This is a genomic window from Pseudophaeobacter sp. 1A16562 (assembly GCF_041008785.1).
Taxonomy (GTDB): domain Bacteria; phylum Pseudomonadota; class Alphaproteobacteria; order Rhodobacterales; family Rhodobacteraceae; genus Phycobacter; species Phycobacter gallaeciensis_A.
This window is the reverse complement of record NZ_JAXGFT010000001.1, coordinates 85,182-97,964: the sequence shown is the minus strand read 5'-3', so window position 1 is coordinate 97,964 and position 12,783 is coordinate 85,182. Positions and strand designations below refer to the sequence as shown.

Genomic DNA, 12,783 nt, shown 5'->3' with positions numbered 1-12,783 from the left:
CTGCGAGAAACGAGATGATACAGTATAGTCTGAAATGCGCCGAGGGTCATAGCTTTGACAGCTGGTTCCAGTCGGCTGCTGCCTTTGACAAACTGGCCGCCGCCGGGATGGTGTCCTGCGCCATCTGCGGTTCGCAAAAGGTGGAGAAGGCCATTATGGCGCCGCATGTGCGTCCCGGTCGCAAGTCTGTTTCCCCCTCAACTGACCCCGATGCCGCCGCCGCGTCCGCGCAGGCAGGCGGAGCTTCGCCGCAGGCTTCTGTCCCTGCCCAGGTGCCGGAGGGGGCGCCAGGTGCCCTCAGTGCTCCTGCCAGCGAGCAGGAAAAGGCCCTCCGCGAGCTGCGGCGCCAGGTCGAGGAGAACTCGGACTACGTCGGAAAGGACTTCGTCTCGGAAGCGCGTGCCATGCATTTGGGCGATGCGCCCGAACGGGCAATTCACGGCGAGGCGCGGCTGGACGAGGCAAAGGCATTGATCGAGGACGGGGTGCCGGTTTTGCCGCTGCCTTTCGGTCCGACGCGAAAAACGAATTAAAGGGACAGGCATATGCACGCAGTTGTGACCGGGGCGAGCCGGGGCATTGGCCGGGAGCTGGTAAAGCAGCTCACAGAGGCCGGGCACGAGGTGACAGGCACCTCGCGGGATCATTCCTCGGGGGTGCGGCTTGATGTCTGCGATTCCGGCCAGCAGGCGCGATTTGCCGCCCACCTGGGCGACAAGCCGGTTGATCTTCTGGTCTGCAACGCTGGTGTCTATATCGACAAAGGCATGGCGCTGGAGGATTACACCACTGAGGTCTGGAGCAAGTCCCTGGCGGTGAATGTCACCGGCGTGTTCCTGACTGTGCAGGCGCTGCTGCCGAACCTGCGCCTGTCGGATAACCCGAAAATCGCGATCATTTCTTCCCAGATGGCCAGCCATGCCCGCGCCCCAGGGGGCAGCTATGCCTATCGCGCCTCAAAGGCGGCGGCGCTGAACATCGGGCGCAATCTGGCGACGGATTTGAAACCTGAAGGTATTTCGGTCGGGATCTATCATCCCGGCTGGGTGCGCACTGATATGGGCGGCAGCGAAGGGGATATCTCGGTCCAGGAATCGGCGGCTGGGTTGATGCATGAATTCGACGTGCTGACACTGCAGACGACAGGCTGCTTTCACACCTGGGATGGCCGTATTCACGCCTTCTGAGCCGAACCAACGCGTGTCGCCAAATGAAAACGCCAGAGCGGTCAGGCTCTGGCGTTTTGCTTTATGTGCAGGTCTTTTCTACGTCGTTACTCCCAGCAGCTGACCAGAACGGTCATGCCGCTGGCGTGGCGTACCAGTGCCTCGTTCGACAGGGGCGCGGCGCCGGCGGATTGATCGGCACTGGCGATCCCTGCAGCCGTGATTGCATTGCGCAGCGCGGTGGCATTGATGCCAAAGCTGACGCCTTCGGGCAGTTGGCGGCCCTTGATTTCGCGCGGCAGCAGCATGCCCAGAACCGCACCAGAGGCATCCAGCACCGGACCACCCGCATCGCCGGGCTGGGCTGCGAGATCCAAGCGGATCACGCCGTTGTTGCCATCAAGGCTTTTGATATCGGCTAGGGTGCCGAAGGTCAGGCTGGGAGCGCCCAGAATGCCCTCGTAGGAGAAACCCGATACGGCGATTTCGGATTGCAGGCGCGGCGTCTGGGTGGTGAACCCAGCAACGGCCATCGGGGCCAGGTTCTGGACAGGCTGCAGGATCGCGAGGCCATCCTCGGCATTGTTTGCGGCGACGGTTGCCTGATAGCCATGGTCCAGCGTGATCCGGCTGCAGCCTGCAACCACATCCGAGGTCGTCACCACGGCGCCGTTCTGGTCGACAAAGAAACCGGTCCGGGACAGGCGGGGCTTGCGCACTTCCAGACCGGACACCAGATCGACGCTCTGGCGCACATCGCTGCCTGCGGCGGCGTCCAGCACCCCGTCAAGCCGCTGGAAACTGTTCTGCATGGCGGCCAGCACCCGGGCACGGCGGTCCTCATCCCCGGTCGGCCAGATCAGGGTGAAGCCCTTGATCTCACCATTCTGCAGTCTGGCCTCGGTATGAGAGACGATCTGCCCGTTGCTGCCTTCGATGGTGAAGCTGTCATTGCCGCGCTGCCGGGGGCCGTCCAGAGGAACGATCTCAAGCGTCTGCATGATGTCATAAAGACCGAACAGCGTGTTCTTGTCGCCGCGCTGGCTGATCATCAGCACGCGCACGCCCAAAGAGCCGCGGCTGTCGTAATGGGCAAAGGGCGATTCATAGCGGGAGAAGGCGACTTCACCAGCGGGAATATCCATCGAGATCCCGGCGCCGGTATCGATGACATTGGCCATGCCGACGGAAATCAGCGGCGCGTTGTAATCATCCAGCAGAACCTGACGCTGTGCGGTGGTCAGAACGCCGGTGGGCTCAAAACCCTTGAAGGACTGCCAGTCCGACATGGACCGGCGCGTGCCGCGACCAAAGGCGCCATCGATCGCAGCAGCATAGAAACCGGCGGCTTTCAGGGCGATCTGAAGCTCCTCGCGCTCTTCTCGGGTCAGCAGGCGTTCGCTGCGGCGGGCCTCGGCCGGGGTTTCATCGGGCAGGGTGATTTGCGGCTGCGATTCAACAACAGGTTCGGACACCTGCGGCACGGCCGGAGCCGTGGTCGGAGCCGTCGCGGTGGCCTGATCCTGTGCGCCGACCGGATAGAACTGATTGCGTAGGTTGGCCTGGAAGGCGATGAAGCTGTCGCGGGGGATCTGCCCTTCGCTGCGGTAGACCTGCAGGACCCGTTCGGCATCCTGGCGGGTATAGGGGCCAAGAACGATGCCGTACCAACCTGCGCCAAGGGTGAAACCGGCCACATCGGGCAGTCGCGCGGCATAGCTCTGCGCTTCCTGCTGGGCATCGGCCAGAGACGGGCGGGCCGCGATCTGGATCCAGACGGTCTCCTGTCCGGCTTGTTGCGCCTGTGCTGGGCTAGCCAGAGCAAATGCAAACATATTGAGCGCCAGCAGCAGGGCGGTGACTATTCTTTTCATTACAGGACCTCTATCCCGATGGGGCAATTTGTTGTTGCGCAGATAAGCATTTTGATGGGGTAAAGAAAACTCCTGCAGAAGGGGGAATTCGTGCCTTGATGCAGCAAACCATCACCTTTGCCGCAGCCAGAGGCGCAAAGCATCCCTTACCTTGCCGTTCAAAGGCGACTAGCCGTTGACCCCCGGCGGGGGCTTGCATAGGAAGAACCCCGCATTTGCTGCCCTATTGAGATGTCCCAGAGAGGGATCTGATATGACCCAGACCACCAGCGGCGCCGCCGCCACCACTGCCTCCACCGACGCGCCGCGCTCGTTTCAGGAAATCATCCTGCGGCTGCAGGCCTACTGGGCATCCAAGGGCTGCGCTATCATGCAGCCCTATGACATGGAGGTCGGCGCCGGCACCTTCCATCCGGCCACGACGCTGCGCTCGCTAGGCTCGGCGCCCTGGGCTGCGGCCTATGTGCAGCCTTCACGTCGTCCCACCGATGGCCGCTATGGTGAGAACCCCAACCGTCTGCAGCATTACTACCAGTATCAGGTGCTGATCAAACCCAGCCCGCCGAACCTGCAGGAGCTTTATCTCGGCAGCCTCGAGGCGATCGGCATCGACATGGAGTTGCACGACATCCGGTTCGTTGAGGACGACTGGGAAAGCCCGACACTGGGTGCCTGGGGGCTGGGCTGGGAGGTCTGGTGCGATGGCATGGAAGTCAGCCAGTTCACCTATTTCCAGCAGGTCGGCGGTCATGACTGCGCGCCGGTGTCGGGTGAGCTGACATACGGTCTGGAGCGTCTGGCGATGTATGTTCTGGGTATCGACCACGTGATGGATATGCCTTTCAATGATCCGAATGCGCCGATCCCGCTGACCTATGGCGATGTGTTCAAGCAGACCGAAGAGGAATACGCCCGCTGGAACTTCGACGTGGCCAACACCGAGGTTCTGCTGCGCCATTTCGAAGAGGCCGAGGCGGAGTGCAACACGATCCTGTCGCAGGCGCATGACGACCCCAAGACCGGCAAGCGTATCATCATGGCGCATCCGGCCTATGATCAATGCATCAAGGCGAGCCATATCTTTAACCTGCTGGATGCGCGCGGGGTGATTTCGGTCACCGAGCGCCAAGCCTATATCGGCCGGGTTCGGGCGCTGGCCAAGCAATGCGCCGATGCCTTTGTGCAGACAGCCGCTGGCGGACAGGCCGCCTGAAGGGGACAGACGCCATGCTAGGCAAGGTTCTTGCGATCATTCTTGGACTGTCCGCGCTCGTGGCGGGCGGCGCCATGTACTATCTTCAGGTCTATGGCTTCTATGAAGAGGTCGCGCCGCAACCGGGCCGCGACGTGGTGCTGTTGCCACTTGATGGCAGCGAGCCGCGCCCGATCGCCTATGATGATTTCCAGGCCATCGACGCGGACAGCTCTCCGATCCGCTACCGGGCCTGCTTCACGACCGATTTGACGTGGCAGGATCTGGCAGCGGAATTCACCCCCTCCAAGCAGACCGTGCCGCGCAATGCGCCGGGCTGGTTCGACTGTTTCGACGCCGAAGCGCTGGGCACGGCGCTTGAGGAAGGTACTGCCACCGCTTTCGTTTCAGTGAAGAACATTTCCTATGGTGTCGATCGCATCGTGGCGATCACCGATCAGGGACAGGGCTTTGTCTGGCACGATATGAACGATTGCGGCAAACAAACCTATGATGGCACCTCTGTGGTGGAGGGCGCCTGCCCGGAGCGGGACGAGTAAACCATCTGTCAGCCCATCCGGGGCTGCTGCACTGACTGAAGATTTTTCGCGCCACCGGCGCATCTACCCCCGAGGACCTGGAATGCCCGATCTGCTGATTGAACTGTTTTCCGAAGAAATCCCGGCCCGTATGCAGGCGCGTGCGGCGGCGGATCTGAAAAAACGGATGACCGACGGTCTGGTCGAGGCCGGTCTGACCTATGCCGCCGCCCATGCCCTGTCGACACCGCGCCGTCTGACCCTTGCTGTCGATGGTCTGCTGGCCGAAAGCCCCACCCTGCGCGACGAGCGCAAGGGCCCCAAGGTCGGCGCGCCGGACAAGGCCGTCGAAGGCTTCCTGCGCGGTGCCGGAATTTCCCGTGATCAGCTGGAAGAGCGCGAGACGCCAAAGGGCGCCGTCTATTTCGCCACTATCGAAAAACCCGGTCGCCCGGCGGCAGAGATCATCGCCGAGGTGCTGGAGACGACGATCCGCAACTTCCCCTGGCCGAAATCCATGCGCTGGGGCGCTGGTTCCTTGCGCTGGGTGCGTCCGCTGCAATCGATCCTCTGCATCCTGTCGGATGAGGGCGGCGCCGAGGTGGTGCCGTTTGAAATCGAAGGCCTGAAGGCGAGCGACAGCACCCGGGGCCACCGCTTCATGGCGCCGGACAGCTTTACCGTCACCGGTTTTGAGGACTATTCCGCCAAGCTCAAACGCGCTTACGTGATCTTGCACCCGGCAGAACGCGAGGCAGCGATCTGGCATGATGCTACCAACCAAGCCTTCGCTGGTGGTCTTGAGGTGGTCGAGGACAAGGGGCTGTTGACCGAAGTCGCGGGTCTTGTGGAATGGCCAGTGGTCCTGATGGGCAAGATCGACGACGATTTTCTGGAGCTGCCGCCCGAGGTGCTGCAGACCTCGATGAAGGAGCACCAGAAGTTCTTCTCGGTCCGCAACCCAAAGACGGGCCGGATCGAAGGCTTTGTTACCGTTGCCAACCGCGAAACCGCCGATCACGGCGCCACCATTCTGGCGGGCAATCAGAAGGTTCTGTCGGCGCGTCTGGCCGATGCGAAATTCTTCTGGGAGAACGATCTGCGCGTGGCCAAAGAGGGTATGTCCTCCTGGACCGAGGCGCTGTCGAACGTGACCTTCCACAACAAGCTGGGCACCCAGGCCGAGCGGATCGAGCGGATTGCCGCGCTTGCCCGCGAGCTGGCACCGGTGCTGGGCGCCGACGCGGATCTGGCCGAACAGGCGGCTCGCGTGGCCAAGGCGGATCTGTCGTCGGAAATGGTCTATGAATTCCCTGAGCTTCAGGGCCTGATGGGCCGCTATTACGCCGAGGCCGCGGGTCTGCCGCAAGAAGTGGCGAATGCCTGCGAACAGCACTATTCTCCGCTTGGCCCGTCGGATGATGTGCCGAGTGAGAAGATCTCGGTCGCGGTCGCGCTGGCGGACAAGCTGGACACGCTGACCGGTTTCTGGGCCATCGATGAAAAACCCACCGGGTCAAAAGACCCCTTCGCTTTGCGCCGCGCGGCGCTGGGCGTCATCCGGCTGGTGCTGGAAAATGACATCCGCACGCCGCTGGACCAGCATATCGACACCCATCTGCTGCGCCACGAGTTGGAACAGAACGGCGATGACGCTGTATCGGCCGGGCTGATGCGCGACATGATCAAGGAAATCGCCGAACATGGCGTCTTCGGCTCCGCAGTGCGCACAGTCCTGGATGCCTTTGACGGCGATCTGCCCAAGCATATGGAAGAGCTGAAGGACAGCCTGCCGGATGTGTCGCGCGATCTGCTGACGTTCTTCCATGACAGGCTGAAGGTGTTCCTGCGCGATCAGGGTATCCGCCACGATGTGATCGATGCCTGTATTGCCATGGACGGCAACGACGATCTGACACTGCTGGTGAAACGCGCCCGGGCGCTGGAAGCCTTCCTCAAGACCGAGGATGGCGAGAACCTGCTGCAGGGCTTCAAACGCGCCAATAACATCCTGTCCCAGGCCGAAGAGAAGGACGGGGTCGAATACTCCTTTGGCGCCGACAAGAAATTCGCCGAGGACGACAGCGAGATTGCGCTGTTCGATGCGCTTGAACTGGGCGAGGGGGCGATCTCCTCGGCCATCGAGGCCGAAGATTTCGCGGCCGCCATGGGCGGCATGGCGGCGCTGCGGGCGCCGATCGACGCCTTCTTCGAAGCGGTGCAGGTCAATTCGGACAAGGAAATCGTGCGCCGTAACCGGCTGAACCTGCTGCACCAGATCCGCGCGGTCTGTGGCCAGGTGGCTGACCTGACCCGCCTGGAAGGCTGAACGGCATCCCGAGCATCAAGCCCGGATGAAACTATAGTAAACGCCGCGCTGATTGCGCGGCGTTTTTCGTAGGAGGCGGCAGGGTCTTCGCAGGGCACCCGGCTCGGCGTGGATAACGTCAGGAAAATATGGCGTTGCATGGGCTTCTCTTCTGTTCTCCTCTTGCAGGAGCGCAAAGGCGGCTTATGCTGCTAGGAAACTGTGAGTGCCGCAGTGCAGAAAGTTCAGGATAGACAATGCCCGATGCGCCCCTGGCCACGCTGATCACCCAGACAGCCCCAATTGCGACCTCCAGTCATGGCGGGCGCGCCAAATGTCTGCAGCGCTTGGTCCGGCTGGATCTGCCGGTGCCGCGCACCGTTGCCCTGTCTTTTGATGCGGTGCACGAAATCGCCGCGGGAGATATGCCGGATATCAGCGCCATCCTGTCGGAGTTTCCAACCGATGCGCTGCTCTGCGTACGGCCCTCATCCGAAGATCCGGATTGGGGTGGGCCGGGGGCGATCCTCAACATCGGTATGAACGAGGACCGCTGCAAAGGGCTGTGCAATCGGCTTGGAGAAGAGGCAGCAGCGGGTCTGTATTTGCGGTTCGTGCAATCCTATGCGGTGCATGTGGCGCGGCTGGACCCGGACGCCTTTGACGATGTCGAGGATGGCGGCCCGGATGCGCTGCGCGAAACGCTGATGGCCTATGAGGCGGAGACGGATGAGCCCTTTCCGCAGGATCCGGCTGAGCAACTGGCGGCCGTTTTGCGCTCGATGGCGCGTGCCTGGGAAGGCACCTCGGCACGGCTGTTGCGCCAGGCCAAGGGCGCTCCGGCGGATGCTGGATTGGGTCTTGTGGTGCAGGAGATGATTCCGGGGCTGGGGCAGGGGGAATGCGGCTCTGGCGTGTTGCAGCTGGTCGACAGCCGCACCGGTAAGCCGCAGCTCACCGGCCGTTACCTGAGCCAGTCGCAGGGCCGCGAGGCGCTGGGCGCCGGGGCGCGCGCGCTGTTTCTGGAAAAGGACGCCCGGGGTCCCTCGCTTGAGGAACTGGCGCCCACGGCCTTTGCCGATCTGAAATCCTATGCCGGATTGATGCGGCGTCGGCTGCGCGAAGAAATGCAGGTGGAATTCGTCATTCAGGACGACGACGTGCATATTCTCGACGGGGTGCGGGTGGCACGCTCGGCGCAGGCGGCAGTACGGATCGCGGTAGCGCTGGCGCAGGATGGTATCATCCCCCCGCACGAGGCGGTGATGCGGGTCGACGCCCATGCCCTGAACGAGCTTTTGCACCGGCAGGTGCTGCCAACGGCCGAACGGGATGTGATTGGTGCCGGGATCGCGGCTAGCCCAGGCGCTGCGACAGGCAGGCTCGTGTTCACGGCGGCCGAAGCACAGGCCAGCGCCGCGCGCGGTGAGCCATGTATTCTGGTGCGGCGTGAAACCTCGCCAGAAGATGTTCGCGGCATGCATGCGGCCGTCGCAGTGCTGACCGAACGGGGCGGCATGACCAGCCACGCAGCGGTGATCGGCCGGGGGCTGGGAGTGCCGTGTATCGTTGGCGCCTCGAACATGAAGTTCCTGACCAAGCAAAAACAGCTAGTGGCCACGGACGGCCGGGTTTTCAAGGCCGGTGACACCGTCACCATCGATGGCAGCAACGGTCAGGTTTTGGCCGGTGAGCCGGAAATGCTGGAGGCGGCGCAGGACGATGCCTTCCAGACCCTTTTGACCTGGGCGGACGAGGCGCGCGACATGGGAATTCGCGCAAATGCGGATACGCCTGCCGACGCCCAGACGGCGCGCAACTTCAAGGCCGAAGGCATCGGGCTGTGCCGGACCGAGCATATGTTCTTTGATCCCGGTCGGCTGACCGTGATGCGCGAGATGATCTTTGCCGAAACTTCGTCCGGACGGGCGGCGGTTCTGGCCCGACTACTGCCGATGCAGCGGGACGATTTCCGCGAGCTGTTCCGGATTATGGAGGGGCTGCCGGTCTGCATCCGGCTGTTCGATCCGCCCTTGCACGAATTCCTGCCCACATCGCTGTCCGGTCAGCGTGAGCTGTCCGAGGCGCTGGGCATTCCCGTCAGCGATGTCACCCGGCGGGTGGAGGAACTGCACGAGTACAATCCGATGCTGGGTCTGCGCGGTGTACGGCTGGGGGTCACAGTGCCGGAAATCTACGATATGCAGGCCCGCGCCATTTTTGAGGCCACGCTCGAGGCCTCCAAGGACGGGGCTCCCGTGGTGCCGGAAATCATGATTCCGCTGGTTTCGGCCAAACGCGAGGTGGAACTGGTCAAGGCGCGCATCGATGCGGTGGCCTCGGCCGTCAGCGCCGAGCGCGGTCAGAAGTTCGATTACCGTCTGGGCGTCATGGTCGAAACGCCGCGCGCTGCCTTGCGCGCCGAAGAGATCGCGCCACATACGGCGTTTCTTAGCTTCGGAACCAACGACCTGACGCAGATGGCCTATGGTCTGTCGCGCGATGATGCGGGCCGTTTCATGTCGAACTACGTGCAGCAGGGCGTCTTCCCAGAGGATCCGTTCCACGTTCTGGACGTGGACGGGGTCGGAGAATTGCTGAAACTTGGCGCGCAGCGGGGGCGCACGGGGCGCGCAGATATCACTCTGTCGATCTGCGGTGAACACGGCGGCAACCCCGAATCGATTGCCTTTTGCCGTGAGGCGGGCTTTGATTACGTGTCTTGCTCTCCGTTCCGCGTTCCGGTGGTGCGTCTGGCTGCGGCGCAGCTGGCGATTGGAGAGAAGATCGGCAAGGCCGCTCCAACCTACGTAAAGACTTAATAAAATTCGATTTCAGACAGTTTTGGCTGGGTCCATTTGGGCGGTTCCCTACTGGGCGCACAGGGACCTGACCATTCGTATAGGTGGACGATCTGCGGATATTCGTTTAGAGCCTGCCACCGCGCAACCTGGGGAGGCCGTGCGCGAGCTGACAAACGAGGATCTGTAGATGAAACTCCTGACGCTGGCTGCCACTCTGGCGGCCCTGACGGTCACGTCACCCATGGCCCATGCCGAGACTGGCCTGAAGTCTCTGTTCGAACGCGAACAGTCCACCCTGAACGCCGTGCCCACACGCCGCCTGAACGGATTTTTCGGGTTCAAGCGTACCCCATCCAAGCCGGATGTAAAGGACCTGCGGTTCACCCGTGCATGGCTCGACGAACAACCCAAGGCGACTGGCGGCGAAAACTTTGCCTGCCTCGCGGAGGCGCTCTATTTCGAAGCACGCGGCGAGACTGTCAAAGGCCAGTTCGCCGTCGCCGAGGTGATCCGCAACCGCGTTGAAAGCAGCCAGTTCCCCGGCAGCTTCTGCGGTGTCATCAATCAGGGAACCGGCCGCCGCTATCAGTGCCAGTTCACCTATACCTGCGATGGCCATAAAGAAGTCATTCGCGAAAAACGTGCCTTTGAACGCGTGGCCAAGGTGGCCCGTCTGGTTCTTGACGGTGTTGATACCGGTCTGACCAAGGGCGCCACCTATTACCACACCACCGCAGTGCGCCCGCGCTGGAGCAGCCATTTCACCAAAACCGCACGGATTGGCGTACACCAGTTCTACCGTGACGACCGGTTCCGCACCGCTTCCAGCGAGTGATCGGGCAGCAAGGGTGATTGCACCGACCGGATCGCCGTAAAGGCGGTTTCGGTCGCTGGTACGGCGCATGCGGGCCTGCTATGGACGGGGAGACAGATGTACGGTGGACACCGTACGTTTTGATACCGCCAGACAAAGGCCCGCAGCCATGCCCTCAGAAATCCGTCTCGCATTTGAACACCCTTCGGAACGGTCGATCGCGACCGCCAGCGGTGGTCCTCTGGACCGGATCTCGCTGCGGGATCACCTGGTCGAAGTGGAAATCGGCGCCTTTCAGGCCGAGCGCGGCACCACTCAGCGGATCTGTTTCAATGTGGTGGTCGAAGTGGCGCCGCTGCCTGCGGATCTGGATGATGATGTCGACCGCATCCTGTCCTATGACAAGGTGACTGAGGCAATCGCCTATGAACTGGCCGCCGAGCGGCTGAACCTCCTTGAAACTCTGGCCGAACGCGTGGCCGAACGGGTCCTGCTGGAACCGCAGGCGATCCGCTGTTTCGTACGGGTGGAGAAACTGGACCGTGGGCCGGGGGCGCTGGGGGTGGAAATCGTCCGCTCCAAGGATCAGGTCACGCACACGGTGGACGAAGGCGAAGTCCCGCATCCGCGCCTGATGTACCTGTCCAATGAGGCCATCGACAGCGACAATCTGACCGGCTGGATCGATCAGATGGAGTGTCGTCAACGACCGCTGATCCTTTGTGTCGGCGCGCATCCTCTTGCGGTGCCGCAGACCGGCCACAAGATGACCCAGCGCCGGATCGACCTTTTGGCGATCGAGCAGAACGCCTGGCGTCTGGCGGCCAAGGACCACCGCTGCGTTGTGGTGGCGACCCGGACCGAGTTGGACTGGGCGATGAAAAACGGCCAGATCTGCGTCTGGGCCCCGTCCAAGATCGTGCTGGATGCCGTCGATGGTCCCTCGGCTGCCCCTGCCGAAGCGGTTGCGCTTGCCTCGTGGTTTGCGGCAACATTCGAAGCAGGAGAGATGATCGTGATCGGTGCGGACCTGCCAGCCGATCCGCAGGTGCCCTTGCGCGCCGTCGATATGGAGCAAACCACACTGTGATGTATTACCGCCCGCTGGTGCAGCACGGAGACCTCCGCCCCGAAGGGGCGGTGCCCCTGGCGGGCGGATCTTCACTGTGGTTTTCCGAGGCAGAGGTGCTGAGCCGCGATGCGCCGCCGCGCCTTATTCCAGCAGGGCTTATCCCGGAAGACATCTGTCACCGGCTGAGTGGCCGCCGCGCTGCGATTGCCGGTCTTGATATGACCCAGCCGCAGGTCATGGGGATTCTGAACGTCACCCCGGACAGTTTTTCAGACGGCGGCCGCCACAGCGGGGTAGAGGCAGGCTGCGCTGCCGCCCTGCGGATGGTCGAGGAAGGCGCTTCGATCATCGATGTGGGCGGCGAATCGACCCGCCCCGGCGCGGATTTTATCCCCGAGGACGAGGAAATCGCCCGCACCGCGCCGGTGATTGCCGCCATCCGCGAGGCGTCGCAGGTGGCCATATCCATCGACACCCGCAAGGCCGAGGTCGCCGCGGAAACGCTGGAGGCCGGGGCCGGGCTGATCAACGATGTGTCGGGATTTACCTTTGATGCCGCATTGGCGCCGCTGGCGGCGCAGGCCGGGGTGCCGGTCTGCGTGATGCATGCGCAGGGCGATCCCGCCACCATGCAGGAAAACCCGGTTTATGAAAATGTGCTGCTGGACGTCTATGACTTTCTGGCGGCGCAGGTGGACCGGCTCGAGGCGACTGGGGTTCTGCGGGACCGGATCGTCATCGATCCCGGCATCGGCTTTGGCAAGACGCAGGAGCACAACCTGACCCTGCTGCGTAATCTTAGCCTGTTTCATGGTCTTGGCTGTCCCATCCTTTTGGGCGTGTCGCGCAAGGGCTTCATCGGCAAGATCGGTCAGGCACCTGCACCAGATGCCCGCGCGCCGGGATCAATCGCTGTCGGGCTGGCTGGTCTGGCGCAGGGCGTTCAGATCCTGCGCGTGCATGACGTGGCAGAGACCGCGCAGGCCGTGCGCCTGTGGCAGGCTGTGCGCTGAA

The 12,783-nt window shown here is 62.6% G+C and carries 10 protein-coding genes; 9 read left to right on the top strand and 1 reads right to left on the bottom strand.

Annotated features, from left to right (window positions below; all coding sequences use genetic code 11):
• Positions 1-14 precede the first annotated feature (14 nt).
• Both SM764_RS00430 and SM764_RS00425 read left to right on the top strand, forming a co-directional pair.
• Positions 15-533, top strand: coding sequence for a DUF1178 family protein (locus SM764_RS00430; RefSeq protein WP_274831279.1), 519 nt, complete (start codon positions 15-17; stop codon positions 531-533).
• Positions 534-545: 12 nt separating this feature from the next.
• Positions 546-1,187 carry an SDR family oxidoreductase gene (locus tag SM764_RS00425; RefSeq protein ID WP_274827773.1) on the top strand — a complete coding sequence of 214 codons (642 nt, stop codon included), beginning with the start codon at positions 546-548 and terminating at the stop codon, positions 1,185-1,187.
• An 86-nt stretch (positions 1,188-1,273) separates the two neighbouring features.
• Here SM764_RS00425 and SM764_RS00420 read toward each other — a convergent pair whose 3' ends face one another.
• On the bottom strand, positions 1,274-3,040 hold the full coding sequence (locus tag SM764_RS00420) for a trypsin-like peptidase domain-containing protein (RefSeq protein ID WP_369000738.1): 1,767 nt from the start codon (positions 3,038-3,040) through the stop codon (positions 1,274-1,276).
• Positions 3,041-3,293: 253 nt separating this feature from the next.
• Between SM764_RS00420 and SM764_RS00415 the strand changes: the two genes are divergently transcribed.
• From SM764_RS00415 to folP, 7 genes are all read left to right on the top strand, one after another.
• Complete coding sequence (locus tag SM764_RS00415) at positions 3,294-4,253, top strand: glycine--tRNA ligase subunit alpha (protein WP_065272723.1); 960 nt, start codon at positions 3,294-3,296, stop codon at positions 4,251-4,253.
• 14 nt (positions 4,254-4,267) lie between these two features.
• Entirely contained in the window at positions 4,268-4,792 is a 525-nt protein-coding gene (locus SM764_RS00410) for a DUF6446 family protein (protein WP_369000737.1), read from the top strand.
• 82 nt (positions 4,793-4,874) lie between these two features.
• Positions 4,875-7,100, top strand: a complete 2,226-nt coding sequence (gene glyS / locus SM764_RS00405) for a glycine--tRNA ligase subunit beta (protein ID WP_369000736.1) — start codon at positions 4,875-4,877, stop codon at positions 7,098-7,100.
• A 236-nt stretch (positions 7,101-7,336) separates the two neighbouring features.
• Positions 7,337-9,901 carry a putative PEP-binding protein gene (locus SM764_RS00400; protein ID WP_065272726.1) on the top strand — a complete coding sequence of 855 codons (2,565 nt, stop codon included), beginning with the start codon at positions 7,337-7,339 and terminating at the stop codon, positions 9,899-9,901.
• Positions 9,902-10,070: 169 nt separating this feature from the next.
• Entirely contained in the window at positions 10,071-10,718 is a 648-nt protein-coding gene (locus SM764_RS00395) for a cell wall hydrolase (protein ID WP_065272727.1), read from the top strand.
• A 148-nt stretch (positions 10,719-10,866) separates the two neighbouring features.
• Positions 10,867-11,787: a dihydroneopterin aldolase gene (locus SM764_RS00390; protein WP_065272728.1), complete on the top strand. Its 921-nt coding sequence runs from the start codon at positions 10,867-10,869 to the stop codon at positions 11,785-11,787.
• A complete protein-coding gene (gene folP, locus SM764_RS00385) occupies positions 11,784-12,782 on the top strand; it encodes a dihydropteroate synthase (protein WP_368947160.1) in 999 nt (332 codons plus the stop codon). Before SM764_RS00390 ends, folP begins: the two co-directional genes overlap by 4 nt.
• Position 12,783: the final 1 nt, after the last annotated feature.

Bases quoted from the DNA above. Each gene is read 5' to 3' on its own strand.
- SM764_RS00390 (WP_065272728.1), top strand. From the start codon at position 10,867: ATGCCCTCAGAAATCCGTCTCGCATTTGAACACCCTTCGGAACGGTCG.
- glyS (WP_369000736.1), top strand. From the start codon at position 4,875: ATGCCCGATCTGCTGATTGAACTGTTTTCCGAAGAAATCCCGGCCCGT.
- SM764_RS00415 (WP_065272723.1), top strand. From the start codon at position 3,294: ATGACCCAGACCACCAGCGGCGCCGCCGCCACCACTGCCTCCACCGAC.
- SM764_RS00410 (WP_369000737.1), top strand. From the start codon at position 4,268: ATGCTAGGCAAGGTTCTTGCGATCATTCTTGGACTGTCCGCGCTCGTG.
- SM764_RS00420 (WP_369000738.1), bottom strand. From the start codon at position 3,040: ATGAAAAGAATAGTCACCGCCCTGCTGCTGGCGCTCAATATGTTTGCA.
- SM764_RS00425 (WP_274827773.1), top strand. From the start codon at position 546: ATGCACGCAGTTGTGACCGGGGCGAGCCGGGGCATTGGCCGGGAGCTG.
- SM764_RS00395 (WP_065272727.1), top strand. From the start codon at position 10,071: ATGAAACTCCTGACGCTGGCTGCCACTCTGGCGGCCCTGACGGTCACG.
- SM764_RS00430 (WP_274831279.1), top strand. From the start codon at position 15: ATGATACAGTATAGTCTGAAATGCGCCGAGGGTCATAGCTTTGACAGC.
- SM764_RS00400 (WP_065272726.1), top strand. From the start codon at position 7,337: ATGCCCGATGCGCCCCTGGCCACGCTGATCACCCAGACAGCCCCAATT.